Source organism: Streptomyces sp. GESEQ-4 (assembly GCF_017948455.1).
Taxonomy (GTDB): Bacteria; Actinomycetota; Actinomycetes; order Streptomycetales; family Streptomycetaceae; genus Streptomyces.
In genome coordinates, this window is record NZ_JAFFSU010000018.1 from 72000 (window position 1) to 91139 (window position 19140).

General features: G+C 69.0%; 18 protein-coding genes. 12 read left to right on the forward strand and 6 right to left on the reverse strand.

Annotated features, from left to right (window positions below; translation table 11 throughout):
• The first annotated feature begins 68 nt into the window (after positions 1 to 68).
• From KCH48_RS29525 to KCH48_RS29540, 4 genes are all read left to right on the forward strand, one after another.
• On the forward strand, positions 69 to 1529 hold the full coding sequence (locus KCH48_RS29525; RefSeq protein WP_210577950.1) for an aldehyde dehydrogenase family protein: 1461 nt from the start codon (positions 69 to 71) through the stop codon (positions 1527 to 1529).
• Positions 1530 to 1576: 47 nt separating this feature from the next.
• A complete protein-coding gene (locus KCH48_RS29530) occupies positions 1577 to 2218 on the forward strand; it encodes a PadR family transcriptional regulator (RefSeq protein WP_210577951.1) in 642 nt (213 codons plus the stop codon).
• Between the two features lie 73 nt (positions 2219 to 2291).
• On the forward strand, positions 2292 to 3242 hold the full coding sequence (locus KCH48_RS29535; protein ID WP_210577952.1) for an ATP-binding cassette domain-containing protein: 951 nt from the start codon (positions 2292 to 2294) through the stop codon (positions 3240 to 3242).
• Positions 3239 to 4000, forward strand: a complete 762-nt coding sequence (locus KCH48_RS29540) for an ABC transporter permease (RefSeq protein ID WP_210577953.1) — start codon at positions 3239 to 3241, stop codon at positions 3998 to 4000. The genes KCH48_RS29535 and KCH48_RS29540 overlap by 4 nt, the downstream gene beginning before the upstream one ends.
• Before the next feature lie 109 nt (positions 4001 to 4109).
• Here the strand turns inward: KCH48_RS29540 and KCH48_RS29545 are convergent, their stop codons facing one another.
• Positions 4110 to 5504, reverse strand: coding sequence for a glutamate decarboxylase (locus tag KCH48_RS29545; protein ID WP_210577954.1), 1395 nt, complete (start codon positions 5502 to 5504; stop codon positions 4110 to 4112).
• Between the two features lie 41 nt (positions 5505 to 5545).
• Positions 5546 to 6160, reverse strand: a complete 615-nt coding sequence (locus KCH48_RS29550) for a Uma2 family endonuclease (RefSeq protein ID WP_210577955.1) — start codon at positions 6158 to 6160, stop codon at positions 5546 to 5548.
• Between the two features lie 183 nt (positions 6161 to 6343).
• Between KCH48_RS29550 and KCH48_RS29555 the strand changes: the two genes are divergently transcribed.
• The gene (locus KCH48_RS29555) at positions 6344 to 7105 is read left to right on the forward strand and encodes a MerR family transcriptional regulator (protein ID WP_210577956.1); all 762 of its coding nucleotides are present in this window, start codon (positions 6344 to 6346) and stop codon (positions 7103 to 7105) included.
• A gap of 21 nt (positions 7106 to 7126) precedes the next feature.
• Here KCH48_RS29555 and KCH48_RS29560 read toward each other — a convergent pair whose 3' ends face one another.
• Complete coding sequence (locus KCH48_RS29560) at positions 7127 to 7492, reverse strand: YbjQ family protein (RefSeq protein ID WP_210577957.1); 366 nt, start codon at positions 7490 to 7492, stop codon at positions 7127 to 7129.
• A 137-nt stretch (positions 7493 to 7629) separates the two neighbouring features.
• On the opposite strand from KCH48_RS29560, the gene KCH48_RS29565 reads away from it, so the two are divergent.
• Positions 7630 to 8481 carry a DedA family protein gene (locus KCH48_RS29565; RefSeq protein ID WP_210577958.1) on the forward strand — a complete coding sequence of 284 codons (852 nt, stop codon included), beginning with the start codon at positions 7630 to 7632 and terminating at the stop codon, positions 8479 to 8481.
• Positions 8482 to 8587: 106 nt separating this feature from the next.
• On the opposite strand, the gene KCH48_RS29570 is transcribed toward KCH48_RS29565, so the two are convergent.
• Both KCH48_RS29570 and KCH48_RS29575 read right to left on the reverse strand, forming a co-directional pair.
• Positions 8588 to 10255, reverse strand: a complete 1668-nt coding sequence (locus tag KCH48_RS29570; RefSeq protein WP_210577959.1) for a threonine/serine exporter ThrE family protein — start codon at positions 10253 to 10255, stop codon at positions 8588 to 8590.
• A 100-nt stretch (positions 10256 to 10355) separates the two neighbouring features.
• A complete protein-coding gene (locus KCH48_RS29575) occupies positions 10356 to 10847 on the reverse strand; it encodes an inorganic diphosphatase (protein WP_210578029.1) in 492 nt (163 codons plus the stop codon).
• A gap of 79 nt (positions 10848 to 10926) precedes the next feature.
• On the opposite strand from KCH48_RS29575, the gene dacB reads away from it, so the two are divergent.
• The 6 genes from dacB (at position 10927) to folE (ending at position 18575) form a co-directional block, all read left to right on the forward strand.
• Complete coding sequence (dacB, locus tag KCH48_RS29580) at positions 10927 to 12543, forward strand: D-alanyl-D-alanine carboxypeptidase/D-alanyl-D-alanine-endopeptidase (protein WP_307840981.1); 1617 nt, start codon at positions 10927 to 10929, stop codon at positions 12541 to 12543.
• A gap of 63 nt (positions 12544 to 12606) precedes the next feature.
• Positions 12607 to 13731 (forward strand): zinc-dependent metalloprotease, encoded by a 1125-nt coding sequence (locus KCH48_RS29585; RefSeq protein ID WP_210577960.1) that lies wholly within the window; start codon positions 12607 to 12609, stop codon positions 13729 to 13731.
• A gap of 210 nt (positions 13732 to 13941) precedes the next feature.
• Positions 13942 to 15018, forward strand: a complete 1077-nt coding sequence (tilS, locus tag KCH48_RS29590) for a tRNA lysidine(34) synthetase TilS (RefSeq protein WP_210577961.1) — start codon at positions 13942 to 13944, stop codon at positions 15016 to 15018.
• A 50-nt stretch (positions 15019 to 15068) separates the two neighbouring features.
• Complete coding sequence (gene hpt / locus KCH48_RS29595) at positions 15069 to 15629, forward strand: hypoxanthine phosphoribosyltransferase (protein ID WP_210578031.1); 561 nt, start codon at positions 15069 to 15071, stop codon at positions 15627 to 15629.
• Positions 15630 to 15813: 184 nt separating this feature from the next.
• Positions 15814 to 17850: an ATP-dependent zinc metalloprotease FtsH gene (gene ftsH / locus KCH48_RS29600; protein ID WP_210578032.1), complete on the forward strand. Its 2037-nt coding sequence runs from the start codon at positions 15814 to 15816 to the stop codon at positions 17848 to 17850.
• A gap of 119 nt (positions 17851 to 17969) precedes the next feature.
• The gene (gene folE, locus KCH48_RS29605; protein WP_210577962.1) at positions 17970 to 18575 is read left to right on the forward strand and encodes a GTP cyclohydrolase I FolE; all 606 of its coding nucleotides are present in this window, start codon (positions 17970 to 17972) and stop codon (positions 18573 to 18575) included.
• Positions 18576 to 18584: 9 nt separating this feature from the next.
• Here the strand turns inward: folE and KCH48_RS29610 are convergent, their stop codons facing one another.
• Positions 18585 to 19076: a DUF3180 domain-containing protein gene (locus KCH48_RS29610; RefSeq protein ID WP_210577963.1), complete on the reverse strand. Its 492-nt coding sequence runs from the start codon at positions 19074 to 19076 to the stop codon at positions 18585 to 18587.
• Positions 19077 to 19140 lie beyond the last annotated feature (64 nt).

Consider the following 19140-nt stretch of genomic DNA (forward strand, 5'->3'; position numbering starts at 1 on the left):
GATCAGACCGTGAAGTCGATCGACGGTGATGGCAGTCGATCGGTGTCTGCTAGGGATTGAGGGATCACATGTCGTCCTACTTCACCGACCTGGCTCAGCAGTACATCGACGGTGAGTGGCGCTCGGGCACAGGCTCCTGGGACATCATCGACTTCAACCCGTACGACGGCGAGAAGCTGGCGTCGATCACCATAGCCACGGTCGACGAGGTCGACGAGGCGTACCAGGCGGCGGCCCGCGCCCAGAAGAAGTGGGCCGCGACCAACCCGTACGCGCGCCGTGCGGTCTTCGAGAAGGCTCTTCGCGTGATCGAGGAGCGCGAGCAGGAGATCACCGAGGTGATCATCGCGGAGCTCGGCGGCACCCATCTGAAGGCCGGCTTCGAGCTCCACCTCGCCAAGGAGTTCCTGCGCGAGGCGATCCAGCTGGCGCTGCGCCCCGAGGGCAAGATCATCCCGTCTCCGGTGGACGGCAAGGAGAACCGCGTCTACCGCGTGCCGGTCGGCGTCGTGGGCGTGATCAGCCCCTTCAACTTCCCCTTCCTACTGTCCCTGAAGTCCGTCGCCCCCGCCCTGGCGCTGGGCAACGCCGTCGTCCTCAAGCCGCACCAGAACACCCCGATCTGCGGTGGCTCCCTGGTCGCGAAGATCCTCGAGGACGCGGGCCTGCCGGCCGGTCTGCTGAACGTCGTCATCACGGACATCGCGGAGATCGGCGACGCCTTCATCGAGCACCCGATCCCGAAGGTCATCTCCTTCACCGGCTCCGACAAGGTCGGCCGCCACGTCGCCACCGTCTGCGCCGCGAACTTCAAGCGCTCGGTCCTCGAACTGGGCGGCAACAGCGCGCTGGTGGTGCTCGACGACGCCGACATCGACTACGCGGTCGACGCGGCGGTCTTCAGCCGGTACGTCCATCAGGGCCAGGTCTGCATGGCCGCGAACCGTGTGCTGGTGGACCGCTCGGTCGCCGACGAGTTCACCGAGAAGTTCGTCGCCAAGGTCAGGACCCTCAAGGTCGGCGACCCCAGCGACCCGCAGACCGTCATCGGCCCGGTCATCAACTCCTCCCAGGCGGACGCCCTTTCGGCCACCGTCGAGCAGGCGATCGCCGAGGGCGCGACGGCCCTGGTGCACGGCACGACCACGGACAACCTGGTCGAGCCGTCCGTCCTGACCGGCCTCCCCGCCGACTCGGCCCTCCTCAGGCAGGAGGTCTTCGGCCCGGTCGCCTTCCTCGTCCCCTTCGACGGCGAGGCCGAGGCCGTCCGCCTCGTCAACGACACGCCGTACGGCCTCAGCGGCGCCGTGCACACCGGCAACATCGAGCGCGGCGTGAACTTCGCCAAGCAGATCGACACCGGCATGTTCCACGTGAACGACGGCACCGTCCACGACGAGCCGATCGTCCCCTTCGGCGGCGAGAAGAACTCCGGCCTCGGCCGCCTCAACGGCGAGACCATGCTGGACTCGTTCACCACCCTGAAGTGGATCTCGGTACAGCACGGGCGGAGCGGGTTTCCGTTCTAGGACGCCGGGCCACGGGGCACCTCGACGAACGGCCTAACCTGGACCGCATGTCAGCGATCCGTCTCCTCGTGCTCGGTGCGGTCCGTCAGCACGGGCGGGCCCATGGGTACCAGGTGCGCAACGACCTGGAGTACTGGGGCGCGCACGAGTGGTCCAACGCCAAGCCCGGCTCGATCTACCACGCCCTGAAGCAGATGGCGAAGCAAGGCCTGCTCATCGCGCACGAGATCGCCCCGTCCACGGCGGGCGGGCCACCGCGCACGGAGTACGAGATCACCGAGGCCGGCGAAGAGGAGTGTTTCCGGCTGGTGCGCGAGGCGCTGACCTCGTACGACCAGAAGATGGACATGAAGTCCGCGGCCATCGGCTTCATCGTCGAGCTGCCGCGCGCCGAGGCTGTGGCACTTCTGAAGGAGCGGATCCGCGGGATCGAACAGTGGCGCTCCTCCGTCACCGAGCACTACGTCCCCGAGGACGGCCCGGAGCAACTCGGCCACATCGGCGAGATCATGAACCTCTGGATCCACACCGCCGACGCCGAGGCCGAGTGGACCCAGGGGCTGATCGCCCGGATCGAGGGCGGCGCCTACACCTTCGCCGGGGAGGGCGAGCCGTTCGTCGGTGTCCTCGCCGAGGGCCAGGAGAACCCGTACGCGACGCAGCAGCCGCATCCCGAGGACCATCGTTAATCAAGTTTGACTAATCGAGTCCGGGGTATTACCTTCGAGGTGGTAGTCAAGTTTGACTAGCGAGGGAGTCCCAGTGGCCGACACGGCGATCATCGTCGAAGGCGCACACAAGAAGTACGGCGACAAGAAGGCACTGGACGGGCTCGACCTGGCGGTCGCGCGCGGCACGGTGCACGGAGTGCTCGGCCCGAACGGCGCCGGCAAGACGACCCTGGTCCGCATTCTGTCCACCCTGCTGCGCCCCGACAGCGGCCGCATCGAGGTGGCGGGACACGACGTGCTGACCGAGGCCCAGGCGGTCCGCTTCCGCATCGGCCTGCTCGGCCAGCACGCGGCGCTCGACGAGGAACTCGGCGGCCACCAGAACCTGGAGATGTTCGGCCGCCTCTACCACCTCGGCGCCCGCCACGCGCGCGTGCGGGCCGGCGAGCTCCTGGAGCGCTTCGGCCTCGCGGACACCGGACGCAAGGCGGTCAAGCAGTACAGCGGAGGCATGCGGCGCCGCCTCGACCTGGCCGCCTCCCTGATCACCGACCCGGAGGTGCTCTTCCTGGACGAACCCACGACCGGTCTCGACCCACGCGGCCGAGCCGAGGTGTGGGCCGCGGTCCGCTCACTGGTCGGCGGCGGTACGACGGTCCTGCTCACCACGCAGTACCTGGAGGAGGCCGATCAACTGGCCGACCGTATCTCGGTCGTCGACTTGGGCCGGGTCATCGCCGACGGCACGGCGGACGAGCTGAAGCGGCTGATCGGCGGCGACCGCATCGACGTCGTCCTGCGCGACGCGGGACAGCTGGGAGCGGCCGTGGCCCTGCTGCCCGTACCGAAGGACGACATCTCCGTCGACCCCGACCGCCGGCTGCTCAGCGCCCCGGTCACCGACCGGATGGCGGCGCTCTCCGGGGTCGTACGGGCCCTGGAGTCGGCCGGGATCGTGGCCGAGGACGTCGCGCTGCGGCGCCCGACGCTGGACGAAGTCTTCCTGCATCTGACGGCGGACCGAGCGAAGGAGGCCGTATGACCACATACGCACTGACCGACTCCTGGACCATGACCCGCCGTGAACTCGCCCACTGGGCACGGCAACCGGTCCAGGTGATCGTCGGGCTGGTCTTCCCCGTGATGCTGCTGGTGATGTTCGGCTATCTCGTCGGTGGCGGCCGGGGCGTGCGCGGCGACTACATCGACTATCTGATGCCCGGCATGCTCGCGCTCACCATGGCCTTCGGCCTGGAGGGCACGATGCTCGCCGTCACCCAGGATCTCAACAAGGGGGTCATCGACCGCTTCCGTTCGATGCCGATGACCAACGGGGCGGTCCTGGTGGGCCGTTCGACCGCCGACATGTTCCAGTCGGCGGTCGGCCTGGCGGTGATGATCGGCGTCGGCTACGCACTCGGCTGGCGGGCGAACGGCTCGGTGGGAGGCTTCCTGGGCGCGGTCGGCCTGTTGCTGCTGTTCCGGTTCGCGATGCTGTGGATCGGCATCCACCTGGCGATGGTGGCGGGGAAGCCGGAGATGCTGGTGGCCGTCCAGATCCTGATCTGGCCGGTCGGCTTCCTCTCTAACGCCTTCGCCATCCCCGACTCCATGCCCGACTGGCTGGGCACGGTCGTCGAGTGGAACCCGATGTCCCAGACGGCGACCGCGGTACGGGACCTGTTCGGCGGCCCCGGCGGCGAACAGGGCCACGTCTGGGCAGCGGTCGTATGGCCACTGATCCTGCTGGCGGTGTTCTTCCCGCTGGCGGTACGGCGGTTCGGGCGGCTGAGTCGCTGAGCGGGACTGGTGGGAGCCGGTGGCGCACAGCGCCCCGTAAGGGGCGCGGGGAACTGCGCGACCAGCCCCCGCCGGCCCGCAGTGATCGAACCGCACTCCAGCGAACCGCTCAGTGGTGGAACCCGGTGGCCATCTCCCGGTCCCGCGTCAGCGGACCCGGCTGCCGGCGCAGCTCCGGCACCAGGCGGCCCAGGTCCTCGACGAACAGCTCGGCGAGATCCGCCGAGAAGCCGTTGCGGCAGACGACCCGCAGCACGGACAGGTCCTCGCGGTTCGGCGGGAAGGTGTACGCCGGGACCAGCCAGCCCCGCTCGCGCAGCCGCCGGGAGACGTCGAAGACGTCGTACGACGTCACGTTCGGGCCGGTCGTGAAGGCGAAGACGGGCAACTCGTCGCCGTGGGTCAGCAGCCGGAAGTCACTGAGCGCGGCGATCCGTTCGGCGAGGCCCCGGGCCACGTCCCGGGTGGACTGCTGCACCGCCCGGTAACCTTCGCGGCCCAGCCGCAGGAACGTGTAGTACTGCGCGACCACTTGGGCGCCGGGGCGGGAGAAGTTGAGCGCGAAGGTGGGCATGTCGCCGCCCAAGTAGTCGACGCGGAAGACGAGTTCCTCGGGCAGCTCGGCGGGGGAGCGCCACAGGGCCCAGCCGACGCCCGGGTAGACGAGCCCGTACTTGTGGCCCGAGGTGTTGATCGACGCCACGCGCGGGAGGCGGAAGTCCCACACCAGGTCCTCGTCGAGGAAGGGCGCGACCATCGCGCCGGACGCGCCGTCGACATGCACCGGGATGTCGAGGCCGGTGCGCGCCTGGAGGTCGTCCAGGGCGGCGCACAGGTCCGCGATCGGCTCGTACGAACCGTCGAAGGTGGAGCCGAGGACGCCGACGGCCCCGATGGTGTTCTCGTCGCACAGCTCGGCGGCGGCCTGTGGATCGAGGTGGAACCGCTCGCCGTCCATGGGGACCTGGCGGGCTTCCACCTCCCAGAAAGCGCAGAACTTGTCCCAGCAGACCTGGACGTTGACGCCCATCACGAGATTCGGCCGGCCGCCCTGATTCCGTTTGCTCCAACGCCGCTTCAGCGCCATCCCCGCGAGCATGCACGCCTCGCTCGAACCGGTCGTGGAACAGCCCACGGCCGCCGCCGGATCGGGCGCGTTCCACAGGTCGGCGAGCATCGCCACACAGCGCCGCTCCAGCTCGGCGGTGCGCGGGTACTCGTCCTTGTCGATCATGTTCTTGTCCCGGCACTCCGCCATCAGGATGTCGGCCTGTGGCTCCATCCAGGTGGTGACGAAGGTGGCGAGGTTGAGCCGCGAGTTGCCGTCCAGCATCAGCTCGTCGTGAACGAGTTGGTACGCCGTCGTGGGCGCCATGGGGTGGTCCGGGAGCCGGTGCTTGGGCGGCGCCTGGGTCATACCGGCGACCGGGTTGGCCTCGCCGTAGAGGGGATTGACGGAGAGGGGGCGCTCGTCGGGTTCGGCTGGGCCTTTGTGGAGGGGCATTCTGCGAGGGTACGGACGGATCGGGCGTATCGCCTGGCGGGTCAGTCCTCGATCAGGGACCGCAGGTCGATCTCGACGGGGAAGGGGACGATGGTGCTGAGTTTGCCGGTGTGGACGGGGCGGTCTGGCCGGGGGACCATCATTCCGCTGTCTGTTTCGATCCAGAGTTGGTGCACGACCGGAATGTCGTTCTCGCCGCGCTCGACCCGCCAGTAGTGGGCGATTCCGGCTTCGGCGTACATGGCGGGCTTCAGGAAGCGATCCTCCTTGCGCGAACCGGGTGAGACCACCTCGATGGCAAGGACCACGGACGCGACGGGTGTGCACTCCATGGTGCGGACGTCGATCTCGGTCCTGTCGTACACGATGACGTCCGGCCTGGGGACGTTGTGCTCATCCAACTGGATCGGACGCTCGGCTTCGGCACCGTACGGCGGGCGCTTGGCCAGTTCCAGCGCCATGTACAGCCGATTCCGCACTCGGTCGTGCCACCACTTCGGCGCCCCACGTACCACGATCTTCCCATCCACGAGTTCCCAGTCGAACGGGACGTCCAGCTCCTTGACCTGGTCCCATGTCCAGCCCTCTTCGGGCGGGAACATCCAGTTCTCAGGAGTGGCCCGCGTGTGCTGCTCGGTGTGTGCCTCTGCGGCCATGACTGCTCCCATGGGGAAGATCGTGTGTGGTGGCGCTCGTATCTGTTCCCGCTACGACGGTAGCGCCACCCGTCCGAGTGAAGCCGCATCGTTCCTGCATATGGGTGCGAGCGGATCGGGGCTTGCACCTCACGTCGCGTGAGGGCTCAGCCTGAAGTGCGTACCCAGAAGGGAGCGGAAACCGTGAGCTACTCGGTGGGCCAGGTGGCCGGATTCGCCGGCGTGACCGTGCGCACGCTGCACCACTACGACGACATCGGCCTGCTCGTCCCGAGCGAGCGCAGCCACGCGGGGCACCGGCGTTACAGCGACGCCGACCTCGACCGGCTGCAGCAGATCCTGTTCTACCGCGAACTCGGCTTCCCGCTCGACGAGGTCGCCGCCCTGCTCGACGACCCGGAGACGGACCCGCGCGCACACCTGCGCCGCCAGCACGAACTGCTGACCGCCCGGATCGAGAAGCTGCGGAAAATGGCGGCGGCCGTGGAACACGCCATGGAGGCACGCAAGATGGGCATCAATCTCACGCCCGAGGAGAAGTTCGAGGTGTTCGGGGACAAGGATCCCGAGCAGTACGCCGAGGAGGCGGAACAGCGCTGGGGCGGCACGGAGGCGTACGCCGAGTCACAGCGCCGCGCCGCGAGCTACACCAAGGAGGACTGGAAGCGCATGCAGGCCGAGGTGGCCGACTGGGGCGAGCGCTATGACGCCCTGATGGCCGCCGACGAGCCGCCGACCGGCGAGCGGGCCATGGACATGGCCGAGGAGCACCGGCGGCACATCACCCGGTGGTTCTACGAGTGCACGTACGAACTCCACATGGGACTGGCCGAGATGTACGTCTCCGACGAGCGCTTCAAGGCGTTCTACGACTCCATGCGCCCCGGCCTCGCCGAACACCTCAGGGACGCGATCACGGCGAACGCGGCCCGGCAGACCTCGTAACCCCCTGGCCCGGGCGTCGACCTACTCCCGGGCCAGGACCACCGCCGTCCCGTACGCGCACACCTCCGTGCCGACGTCCGCGGCCTCCGTCACATCGAAGCGGAACGCCAGCACTCCGTTGGCTCCACGCGCGCGTGCCTGCTCGACGAGCCGCTCCATGGCCTGGTTCCGGGTCTGGACCAGCGTCTTCGTCAGCCCTCGGAGCTCGCCGCCGATCATCGACTTCAGCCCGGCGCCGATCTGACTGCCCAGGTGCCGCGACCGCACGGTCAGCCCGAAGACCTCGCCCAGAACCTCCTGGACGCGATATCCGGGGATGTCGTTCGTCGTCACGACCAATACGTCCGGCTGGGGCCCCTGGCCGCCGCCGTAATCCTCGATGCCCATGACCCACAGCTTCGCCTCACTGACCGCACAGTGCATCCTGGAGACACCGGTGGAACCTGGGACGGACGTTTTGCGTTGATAGCTTTGTCCGGCCGCACCGGCCACCGCACTTCCCAACCCCTCAGGAGCCCGGAACCGTGACGACGCTTGCCCTCGGACCGAGCTGGCTGGATCCGAACACGCTGCTGGACAACTTCGGGATGTGGGGCCTGCTCCTCATCGTCTTCGCGGAGTCGGGTCTGCTGATCGGCTTCTTCCTGCCGGGTGACTCCCTGCTGTTCACGGCCGGTCTGCTGATCACGTCGAAGCAGCTGGACTTCCCCCTGTGGGGCGCCATCGCCCTGATCTGCGTCGCCGCGATCCTCGGCGACCAGGCGGGCTATATGTTCGGCAAGAAGGTCGGCCCGTCGCTGTTCACGCGCCCGGACTCCCGCTTCTTCAAGCAGGAGAACGTGACCAAGGCCCACGACTTCTTCGAGAAGTACGGCCCCAAGTCCCTGGTCCTGGCCCGCTTCGTGCCCATCGTGCGTACCTTCACGCCGATCATCGCCGGCGTCAGTGGCATGCGGTACCGCTCGTTCCTGATCTTCAACATCGTCGGCGGCATCCTGTGGGGCGCCGGCGTGACCGCGCTCGGCGCGTGGCTCGGCGACATCGACTTCGTCAAGAAGAACATCGAAGCGATCCTCATCCTGATCGTCTTCATCTCCGTGGTCCCGATCATCATCGAGTTCCTCCGGGCCCGCTCCAAGAACAAGAAGACCCCGCCCCAGCAGCCGCAGCCCCCCCAGCCCCAGGTCATGGACGACGCCACGACCCAACTCCGCCGCATCTCCCCGACCGACCAGGGCCAGCAGCAGTACGGCGACCAGCAGTACGGCGACTACTACCACCAGCCCCAGCAGTCGTACGCCCCGCCGCAGTACCCCCAGCAGCAGTACCCCCAGCAGCAGTACCCGTACAACGAGGACGGCTACCCGCGGAACTGAGGGTGCGTGCAGCGCCCCATCAGGGGCGCGGGGAACTGCGCGACAAGCCACAACGAGCCCGCAGCCGCAGACGGACAGAAGCCCCGAGCTCATAGGCGCCCGGCGCTCAGAACCCCCGCGTCCTCTTGGCCGCCCGCCGCCCCGCCCCAGCCCCGCCGGGAATCCGCAGGAACAGCCGAGAGATCTCCGACCCCAGATTGACCCCAATGGCGATGGCCATCGCCAACGACGCGGCCTTGGCCAACGAAACCAACCCCTCGTCAATCTGGTTCTGCGCGATCGACAACAACCCGAAATACGTCGCCGACCCCGGCAACAGGGGCCCGATCGCCGCGGTCGTGAAGGGCAACGCGGAAGCGAACCGATACCGCGACAGCAACTGCCCGAACAGCCCCACCAACCCCGCCGCCACGGCCGTAGAAGCGACCGGCGACAGATCGCCCGGGTAGTGCATCGCGCCGTACACGGTCCAGGCGACACCCCCATTGAGGGTCACCCACAGCACCGTGGACCGCTCCTGCTGCAACAGCACCGCGAACGTCAGCGCCAACAACATCGACGCACCGATCTGCCACAGCGGCCGGTTCGTGTCCCCCAGCGCCGCGTCCGGATTCAGCTCCGCACCCAGCTTCACCCCGAAGTAGAGGATAAGGAGCACCCCGACCACGATGCCCACGAAGAAGTACATGACCTCCAGCAGCCGCGCCGCCGCGGTGATGTAGAACCCGGTCAGCCCGTCCTGCACGCCCGCCACCAGCGCCCGCCCCGGCAGCAGCGCGAACAGCCCACCGGTGATGACGGCGGACGCCTTCACGTCCACGTGGGCGACGGTCAGCGCGACCCCGATCGCGGCCGGAGGCATCGCGGCGACGGTGAACTGATAGAACTCCGGCAGCCCACGCCCCGCGCACAGCCACGCCAGCCGGTCGCCGAGCATCGCGCCGAGCATGGCCGCGACGAACACGATCAGATCACCGCCGACGAGCACGGAGGCGGCCCCCGCGAGCAGCCCGCTGGCCAGGGTCAGCACCCAGGTGGGATACGGGTGCCGGTTGCGTCGGATCTCGGCGAGCCGCCGGTACGCCTCCTCCAGGGAGATCGAGATCTCCGGATCGCTGAGGTCGTCCACGAGGTGGAACACGGCCGCGAGCCGCGTGTAGTCGGTGGCCCGGCGCCGCACGGTCCGGGAGGCCGTCACCGGATCGTCGACGAGGGAGGGCTGGTAGGAGATCGCCAGCAGCGTGAAGGTGACGTTCGGCTCGCAGCGGTCGAGCCCGTAGGACCGGCAGACCGCGAACATCGCCGTCTCGACGTCCTCCGCGCCCTCACCGCCCGCCAGCAGCAACTCGCCGATACGCAGGGTCAGGTCGAGCACGCGGGGGACGGCCCGGCCCTCGTCCTCCGTCTTGTGCACCGCCTCCGGCGCGGGCCGCTCGGCCACCGGCAGACGCAGCATCGTGCGCATCCGGTCCTGCCAGGGCAGGTCCTTCGTCAGGCTGACGACAGGGATGCCGCTCGGCGGCGTGAACGCGGGCGGCGCCTGCCGCGCGCGGTACATCTTCGGCGTACTGAACGCCGACCCCTCCGGCTCGTCGAACGCCGCCGGATGCACCTCCAGCCCGTCCGGCACCGCGAACTCGGACGTCGTCTCCGACTCGCCGCCGGTCCTGGGCGCGGCCAGCCCCTGAGGGATCGCGAACTCCGACGTGACCTCGGAGTCGTAGACAGTCCTCGCTTCGTCCGACCTCGGCTTGCGGTCCTCCGCGTCCGTCACTGCGTAGCGCTCCCTGAACGACCCGTATCGCAGCCCTCAGTATGCGCACACATACGCGAAGGGGCCGCACGCACGTGCGGCCCCTTCGGTGACGGCAGAATCAGTGACCGCCCGAGTCCTTGAAGCGCTTGTACGACCGCTCGATCTCGGCCTCGGCCTCGGTACGGCCCACCCAGTCGGCGCCCTCGACGGACTTGCCGGGCTCCAGGTCCTTGTAGACCTCGAAGAAGTGCTGGATCTCCAGGCGGTCGAACTCCGACACGTGGTGGATGTCACGCAGGTGCTCCACCCGCGGGTCGTGCGCGGGCACGCACAGCAGCTTGTCGTCGCCGCCGGCCTCGTCGGTCATCCGGAACATGCCGATCGCGCGGCACTGGATCAGGCAACCGGGGAAGGTCGGCTCGTCCAGGATGACCAGCGCGTCCAGCGGGTCGCCGTCCTCGCCGAGGGTGTTCTCGACGAAGCCGTAGTCGGCCGGGTAGCTGGTCGAAGTGAAGAGTCGACGGTCCAGGCGGATCCGACCGGTCTCGTGGTCCACCTCGTACTTGTTCCGCGAACCCTTCGGAATCTCGATCGTGACGTCGAACTCCACCGGTGGCTCCTCCATGATCAACACATAGTTCTGGTGGTTAAGTGTCCCTCACGCAGGTGTGTGATCGCGAAAGGGGCTGGTGGTCGTGCCAGAGCAGAGGCCGTGGCGGGTCGCGAAACCGCATGTGGTGCGGATCGCGAACGCCGTACGACCGCGTCTCGCACGAGCAGCGGACGCCGTACGACCGCGCGTCGAACAGGCCACGGCAGCCGTGCGGCCGCGGATCACGCGGCTGGCCCGGGCCGCGAAACCGCAGGTCGCGCGGGGTACGGGGCTGAAGACCTGGCAGTACACCACCGGTGCCGCCATCGCCGGACTGGCCCTGGCCGCCTCTGTGGTGACCGCGGCCGGCCCCTGGGACTCCTCCGGTCAGCGTACGGCCGAGCGGGACCGGGCAGCCGCTCAGGAGTCCACGGGTGGCGCAGATCACGGTCGTCATTCCGGTACGGCGGCCAGGGCGCCCCGGCCCGCCCCCAGCGCCGCGTCCGTCCTCACCGGCCTCGGCGGTACCGCCAACACGGTGAAGTCCGCGCCGAACAGCGGGGCCCTCGCCGACGTCCTGGACCCCCTCCTGAACGACGCCGCACTCGGCCGGCACACCGCCGCGGTCGTCGACCTCGCCACCGGCAAGCAGCTGTACGCCTCCGGCGCCGGCGAAGCGCTGACCCCCGCCTCCACCACGAAGATCGCCACCGCGGTCGCCGCCCTCTCCGCGATGGGCGCCGACCACCGCCTCACCACCCGCGCAGCCCTCGAACCCGACACCAAGGAACTCGTCCTCGTCGGCGGCGGCGACCCCACCCTCACGGCCCGCGAGGACGCCGAGGGCTGGGCCAGCCTGCGCACTCTGGCCGACAAGACGGCCGCGGCCCTGAAGAAGCGCGGGCTGCGCGAGGTGACGCTCTCCTACGACACCACGCTGTACGCCGGTCCCGAACGCCACACCATCGGCGAGAACCCCAACCTCGCCCTCGTCACCGCCCTGATGGCCGACGAGGCCCGCACGGACGACTCGACGAGCGGCCAGGTCAAGCGGGTGCAGGACCCGGCGGCGGACGCGACCCGCACGTTCGCGGACCTCCTGAAGGATCACGGCATCAAGACGACCGCGCCGGGCCCCTCCAAGGCGACGGGCCGCGCCGACACCCTCGCCACGGTGCAGTCGCCCCCGCTGTCCGCCCTGGTGGAACGCATGCTGACCAACAGCGACAACGACATCGCCGAGGCCCTGGCCCGCCAGACCGCCGTCGCCACGGGCGAGGAAGCGAGCTTCGACGGCGCGGGCAGGGCGATCCAGGCCCGGTTGAAGAAGCTCGGACTCCCCGTGGCGGGTGCGCACTTCAAGGACGGCAGCGGCCTGAGCCGCGACGACCGCATCACCGCCGGCCTCCTCACCGGCCTCCTGTCCAAGTCCGCCGACCCCGCCCACCCCGAACTCCGCCCCGCCCTCACCGGCCTCCCCGTGGCAGGCTTCACCGGCACCCTGACCAGCCGCTACACCGACGGCGCGGCAGGCATCGTACGAGCCAAGACCGGCACCCTGACCGGCGTCAACGCCCTGGCGGGAACGGTGGTGGACCAGGACGGGCACCTGCTGGCGTTCGCGTTCCTGGCGTCGGACACGACCGATCCGGAGGCGGCGCAGAAGGCACTGGACACAGCGGCGACGGCGCTGGCGAGTTGCGGTTGCCGCTGACCCGGCCCCGGTCCGAGCCCGCACGGCCTGCCCCAAGTGGGAACGCTCACGTACCGTTGACGCATGACGAGCATCGGTGGTGCCGAGATGGTCGACTGGAATCTCGCGGTGGCGACCGCGACCCGGCTCGTAAGGCCGGGCCCCGAGGTGAGCCGCGACGAGGCCAGGGCCGTCGTCGCAGAGCTGCGCCGGCATGCCAAAGCCTCCGAGCAACACGTCCGGGGCTTCACCCGAATGGGCACGGAAGGCGCCCATGACACCCCCGTCCTCGTCGTCGACCGCCCCGGCTGGGTCCGGGCGAACGTCGCCGGGTTCCGGGAGATCCTCAAGCCGCTGCTCGACAAGATGCAGGAGCGGCGCAGCAGCACCCCCGGCGGAGCGGTCCTCGGCGCCGTCGGCGGCAAGGTCACCGGCGTCGAACTGGGCATGCTGCTGTCCTTCCTGTCCTCCCGCGTCCTCGGCCAGTACGAGACCTTCGCCCCGGCCACCCGCGAACTCCCGGCGGGGGAGAACGGCGGCGGCAGGCTGCTGCTCGTCGCGCCGAACATCGTGCACGTGGAACGCGAACTCGACGTACAGCCGCACGACTTCCGGCTCTGGGTGTGCCTGCACGAGGAGACGCACCGCACGCAGTTCACGGCCGTGCCCTGGCTGCGGGACCACCTGGAGGGCGAAATCCAGTCGTTCTTGGGGGAGACCGACGTCGACCCCATGACCGTCCTGGAGCGCGTCCGGGAAGCCGCGCAGTCCCTCGCGGGCGGACGCCCCGAGGGCGAGGAGGACGACGGCGGCCGCTCCCTCGTGGAGATCGTGCAGACCCCGGCCCAGCGGGAGATCCTCGGCCGCCTCACCGCCGTGATGTCCCTGCTGGAGGGACACGCCGACTTCGTCATGGACGGCGTCGGCCCGGCCGTCGTGCCGTCCGTCGCCGAGATCCGCGAGAAATTCCAGCAGCGCCGCGCCAAGGGCGCCTCCCGACTGGACATGGCCCTGCGCAAGCTGCTGGGCCTGGACGCCAAACTCAGGCAGTACCGGGACGGCGAACGCTTCGTACGCGCCGTCGTCGACGAGGTCGGCATGGACGGCTTCAACCGCGTATGGACTTCCCCGAACACACTGCCGACCAAGGTGGAGATCGCCAAACCGGCGGACTGGATCGCGCGGGTGCATCGCAAGGCCGAGTCGTGAATCAGCGCGGTCCGTGGTGCAAGGGAGCCGTGCGTGGTGAAGGGAATTCGGCCGACGACGGGTGAACGCCCCTCCAATCACCCGTCCGAGGGACCGTGAGCCGTGGGTAGGCGTGCGATGCTCGGGGAACGGCCCGGCTCTGTCACCATCTACACACTCTGAGTGACCGAACCGAGCTCACCCCCGAAAACTTCATGAAGGGAACCGGACATGGGTCCCCATCCTGCGGTCGCGGCGATACGCCTGGCGGTTCGCCGCGTCCTCCACGACATCCTCAACGAACACAGCCACCCCACCACCGAGGCCGCGCACGAGCGCCCGTCCTCGCCGCTCGTGCTCGTGGCGTGCTCCGGCGGCGCCGACTCCATGGCCCTCGCCTCCGCCCTCGCCTTCGAGGCCCCCAAACTCGGCATCCGCGCGGGCGGCGTCACCGTCGACCACGGCCTGCAGCCCGGCTCCGAAGTGCGCGCAGCGGAAGTCGTCCTGCGCCTCACCGAACTCGGCCTGGACCCGGTCGAGTCCGTCGCCGTGCGCGTCGGCCAAAAGGCAAGGGTGGCGCATAGCGCCTCCTATAGGGGTGGTGGGGGGCGACGGGAGGGAGGGCCCGAAGCCGCCGCCCGCGACGCCCGGTACGCCGCCCTCGACGCCGTCGCCGTCCGCCACGGCGCCGATGCCGTCCTGCTCGGCCACACCCGCGACGACCAGGCCGAAACCGTCCTCCTCGGCCTCGCCCGCGGCTCCGGCATCCGCTCACTGTCCGGAATGGCCGCTGTCTCCGGGGCCGACGGCCGTTACCGCCGGCCCTTCCTCCACCTCGACCGGCAGACCGCCCGCAAGGCCTGCATGGTCCAGTCCCTCCCCGTCTGGGACGACCCGCACAACGCCGACCCGGCCTACACCCGCTCCCGGCTGCGCCACGAGGGCCTGCCCGCCCTGGAGAAGGCGCTCGGCAAAGGCGTCGTCGAAGCCCTCGCCCGCACCGCCCAGCTCTCCCGCGACGACGCCGACGCCCTCGACGCCTGGGCCGGCCAGGCCGAGGCCGCCGTCCGGGACGCGGCGGGCCGCCTGGAGTGCGCGAAGCTCTACGCCCTGCCGCCCGCCGTACGCCGCCGGATCCTGCGCCGCGCCGCCATCGAGGCAGGCGCCCCCGCCGGTTCGCTCTTCGCCCGCCACATCGAGGAAGTCGACAAGCTGATCACCGGCTGGCGCGGCCAGGGGGCCATCAATCTCCCCGGCAAAGTCGTCGCCCAGCGGCAGGGTGGCAGACTGGTGATTCGGCAAGGCTGAATCCTCGCCCTCCTTCCGGGGGGTGGGCGCCGGTGGGACGACCGAAAGTGATGCGGGTGGACGCGAAAGACATGGGTGCCGACCTCAAGTCGGTACTCATCACCAAGGAAGAGATCGACGCCAAGCTGGTCGAGCTGGCCGCGAAGATCGACGCGGAGTACGCGGGCAAGGACCTGCTGATCGTCGGCGTCCTCAAGGGCGCGGTGATGGTCATGGCGGACCTGGCGCGTGCGCTGTCCACCCCGCTCACGATGGACTGGATGGCCGTCTCCTCGTACGGCGCGGGCACCCAGTCCTCCGGTGTCGTACGGATCCTCAAGGACCTCGACACCGACATCAAGGGCAAGCACGTCCTCATCGTCGAGGACATCATCGACTCCGGCCTGACCCTGTCCTGGCTGATCTCCAACCTCGGCTCCCGCGAGCCCGAGTCCCTGAAGATCTGCACCCTGCTCCGCAAGCCCGAAGCCGCCAAGGTCGCCATCGACGTCGAGTGGGTCGGCTTCGACATCCCCAACGAATTCGTCGTCGGCTACGGCCTCGACTACGCCGAGAAGTACCGCAATCTCCCGTTCGTGGGTACGCTCGCGCCTCACGTCTACGGCGGCTGAGCCACTCGGGCCAAGCCCTGTAAGACGATCGGGAACCCCAGCGGGTTCAGCGGCGTTGGAGCATGCAGACGGGATTGCCTGCGGCCCTGTGCGGCTTCGGCCCACAATGCTGGGGTACCGTCAGAAGAACTGTCTTATCAAACTCACTATGGCAGGAGGGACGGGGCGGCACCGCTCCGTATGGATGGACGTGAAGCGATACTTCCGTGGGCCGGTCATGTGGATCGTGCTGGCCGTCCTTGCCGTGGTCGTGTTGATGCAGGTCGTCGGCTCGTCCGGCGGCTACAAGACGGTGGACACCGGCCAGGTCGTCCAGGCGATCAATGAGAACAAGGTCGAAGCGGCCAAGCTGACCACCGGCGACGAGCAGACCATCAAGGTCACACTCAAGGACGGCCAGAAGATCGAGGGCAGCTCGAAGATTCAGGCCAGCTATATCGGCGACCAGGGCGTGACCATCGCCGGCACGCTGCAGCAGAAATACCAGGACAAGCAGATCACGGACGGCTACACAGTCTCGCCGTCCAAGCAGAACCCCTTCGTCGGGATCCTGCTCTCCCTGCTCCCCTTCGTCCTCATCGTGGTCGTTTTCCTGTTCCTGATGAATCAGATGCAGGGCGGCGGCTCCCGAGTGATGAACTTCGGGAAGTCCAAGGCGAAGCTCATCACCAAGGACACCCCGAAGACGACGTTCTCGGACGTCGCAGGCTCGGACGAGGCCGTCGAGGAGCTCCAGGAGATCAAGGAATTCCTCCAGGAGCCGGCGAAGTTCCAGGCCGTGGGCGCCAAGATCCCCAAGGGCGTACTGCTCTACGGGCCTCCTGGCACCGGCAAGACCCTGCTCGCGCGCGCCGTAGCGGGCGAGGCGGGCGTGCCCTTCTACTCGATCTCCGGTTCCGACTTCGTCGAGATGTTCGTCGGTGTCGGTGCCTCCCGAGTCCGTGACCTGTTCGAGCAGGCCAAGGCGAACGCCCCGGCGATCGTCTTCGTCGACGAGATCGACGCGGTCGGCCGCCACCGCGGCGCCGGCCTCGGCGGCGGTCACGACGAGCGCGAGCAGACCCTCAACCAGCTGCTCGTCGAGATGGACGGCTTCGACGTCAAGGGCGGCGTGATCCTCATCGCCGCGACGAACCGGCCCGACATCCTCGACCCGGCCCTTCTGCGCCCCGGCCGCTTCGACCGCCAGATCGCGGTCGACCGCCCGGACATGCAGGGCCGTCTGGAGATCCTCAAGGTTCACCAGAAGGGCAAGCCGGTCGCTCCGGACGTGGACCTGTCGGCGGTCGCGCGCCGTACGCCGGGCTTCACGGGTGCGGATCTGTCGAACGTGCTGAACGAAGCCGCGCTCCTCACCGCGCGCGGCGACAAGAAGCTGATCGACAACCACTTCCTGGACGAGGCCATCGACCGCGTCGTGGCGGGCCCGCAGAAGCGGACCCGGATCATGTCGGACAAGGAAAAGAAGATCACCGCGTACCACGAGGGCGGCCACGCCCTGGTCGCGGCGGCTTCCCCGAACTCCGATCCGGTCCACAAGATCACGATCCTGTCGAGAGGCCGGGCCCTCGGCTACACGATGGTCCTGCCGGAGGAGGACAAGTACTCCACCACCCGCAACGAGATGCTGGACCAGCTGGCTTACATGCTGGGCGGCCGGGCGGCGGAGGAACTGGTCTTCCACGACCCGACGACGGGCGCTGCGAACGACATCGAGAAGGCCACCGCAACGGCCCGCGCGATGGTCACGCAGTACGGCATGACCGAGCGTCTCGGCGCCATCAAGTTCGGCGGCGACAACACCGAGCCGTTCCTCGGACGTGAGATGGCTCACCAGCGCGACTACTCGGAAGAGGTCGCCGCGCTGGTCGACGAAGAGGTCAAGAAGCTCATCGAGACCGCGCACAACGAGGCCTGGGAGATCCTGGTCGAGAACCGCGACGTCCTGGACAACCTGGTCCTCGCGCTGCTCGAGAAGGAGACGCTGAACAAGGAGCAGATCGCCGAGATCTTCGCTCCCATCGTCAAGCGCCCGCCGCGCCCTGCCTGGACCGGCTCGTCGCGTCGCACCCCGTCCACCCGCCCGCCGGTGCTCTCCCCCAAGGAGCTGGCACTGACGAACGGAGCCAACGGAGCGACCCCGGCGATCACCACCGCCAAGGCCACCACCTCGGCGGAGCCCGTCCCGGAACCGGCCCCCGAGGAGCGTCCGGAAGGCTGACCCTCCCGGCCTCGGTGGTCTCACCAGGCCCGGAATGATTGCCGCGCCCCCCTGGTTTTAGCCTGGGGGGCGCGGCATCTTCGTATGCCTGTGCAAGACATCTAGGAACGAGGCACGACATGACCGACCCCGTGACGCTGGACGGCGAGGGCTTCATCGGCGAATTCGACGAGAAGCGCGCCGAGAACGCCGTGCGCGAACTGCTGATCGCGGTCGGCGAGGACCCGGACCGGGAGGGGCTCAGGGAGACGCCGGGGCGGGTGGCTCGGGCCTATCACGAGCTTCTGGCCGGGCTGCGGCAGGAGCCCGAGGACGTGCTGACGACGACGTTCGATCTGGGGCATGACGAGATGGTCCTGGTGAAGGACATCGAGATCGTCAGCCTCTGTGAGCATCACCTGCTGCCGTTCCATGGCGTGGCTCACGTCGGCTACATCCCGGCCGAGACCGGCAAGATCACCGGCCTGTCGAAGCTTGCGCGTCTCGTCGAGGTGTTCGCCCGCCGCCCTCAGGTGCAGGAACGACTCACCACGCAGATCGCCGACTCGCTCATGCGGATTCTCGAGGCGCGGGGAGCGATCGTCGTCATCGAGGCCGAGCACATGTGCATGTCGGTGCGCGGCATTCGTAAGCCGGGCGCCAAGACGACCACGTCGGCGGTGCGGGGGCAGTTGCGGGATGCGACGACCCGTGCCGAGGCGATGAGCCTGATACTGGCGCGCTGACCGTCACGCTTACGCCGCTGAGGCTGCTCCTGGCGTGTGGTGGTCGTCGTCGTCCTCCGGGAGCTTGCAGACCCGCTCCAGGAAGATGGCCGCCGCTATGACGGCGATACCGGCCACGACCGAGAAGCCGGCGTAGATGGCCTGGTCGCGGCGGGCGGGGATGTCGAGGGATTCCAGGAGGAAGACGCCGGCGCCGCCGTACATACCGGCGACGAGGGCGGCGACCAGGGCGCTGGCCTGGCCGAAGACGACCGCTCGGGCCGCCATGAGGGGGTCGACGCCCTTGGCCTCGGGGCGGCGCTCGCGCTGGGCCTTGAGGCGGGCGCGCAGCGAGAGCGCCGTGGCGAGGAGGACCGCGGCGATCACGGCCAGCACGATGGGCGCGGCCAGCGGGACGCTGGGGAGCGTCCCGATCGAGTTCCAGAGGCGGGCGCCCGCCCAGGACAGGACGCCGGCGACGGCGAAAACGCCCGCCAGCAACCTGATGCGCAGCTCTCTCACGGTGTCCCTTCAGCTCCCGGGATCGGTGCCGGCCCCGCGGTCGAGGTGACCCGGCCGGTCCGAC

Excerpts from the sequence above, each read along its gene's own strand:
- ftsH (WP_210578032.1), top strand. The coding sequence starts at position 15,814 with ATGGACGTGAAGCGATACTTCCGTGGGCCGGTCATGTGGATCGTGCTG.
- tilS (WP_210577961.1), top strand. The coding sequence starts at position 13,942 with ATGGGTCCCCATCCTGCGGTCGCGGCGATACGCCTGGCGGTTCGCCGC.
- KCH48_RS29585 (WP_210577960.1), top strand. The coding sequence starts at position 12,607 with ATGACGAGCATCGGTGGTGCCGAGATGGTCGACTGGAATCTCGCGGTG.
- KCH48_RS29530 (WP_210577951.1), top strand. The coding sequence starts at position 1,577 with ATGTCAGCGATCCGTCTCCTCGTGCTCGGTGCGGTCCGTCAGCACGGG.
- KCH48_RS29560 (WP_210577957.1), bottom strand. The coding sequence starts at position 7,492 with ATGGGCATCGAGGATTACGGCGGCGGCCAGGGGCCCCAGCCGGACGTA.
- KCH48_RS29525 (WP_210577950.1), top strand. The coding sequence starts at position 69 with ATGTCGTCCTACTTCACCGACCTGGCTCAGCAGTACATCGACGGTGAG.
- KCH48_RS29540 (WP_210577953.1), top strand. The coding sequence starts at position 3,239 with ATGACCACATACGCACTGACCGACTCCTGGACCATGACCCGCCGTGAA.
- folE (WP_210577962.1), top strand. The coding sequence starts at position 17,970 with ATGACCGACCCCGTGACGCTGGACGGCGAGGGCTTCATCGGCGAATTC.
- hpt (WP_210578031.1), top strand. The coding sequence starts at position 15,069 with ATGCGGGTGGACGCGAAAGACATGGGTGCCGACCTCAAGTCGGTACTC.
- KCH48_RS29550 (WP_210577955.1), bottom strand. The coding sequence starts at position 6,160 with ATGGCCGCAGAGGCACACACCGAGCAGCACACGCGGGCCACTCCTGAG.
- KCH48_RS29545 (WP_210577954.1), bottom strand. The coding sequence starts at position 5,504 with ATGCCCCTCCACAAAGGCCCAGCCGAACCCGACGAGCGCCCCCTCTCC.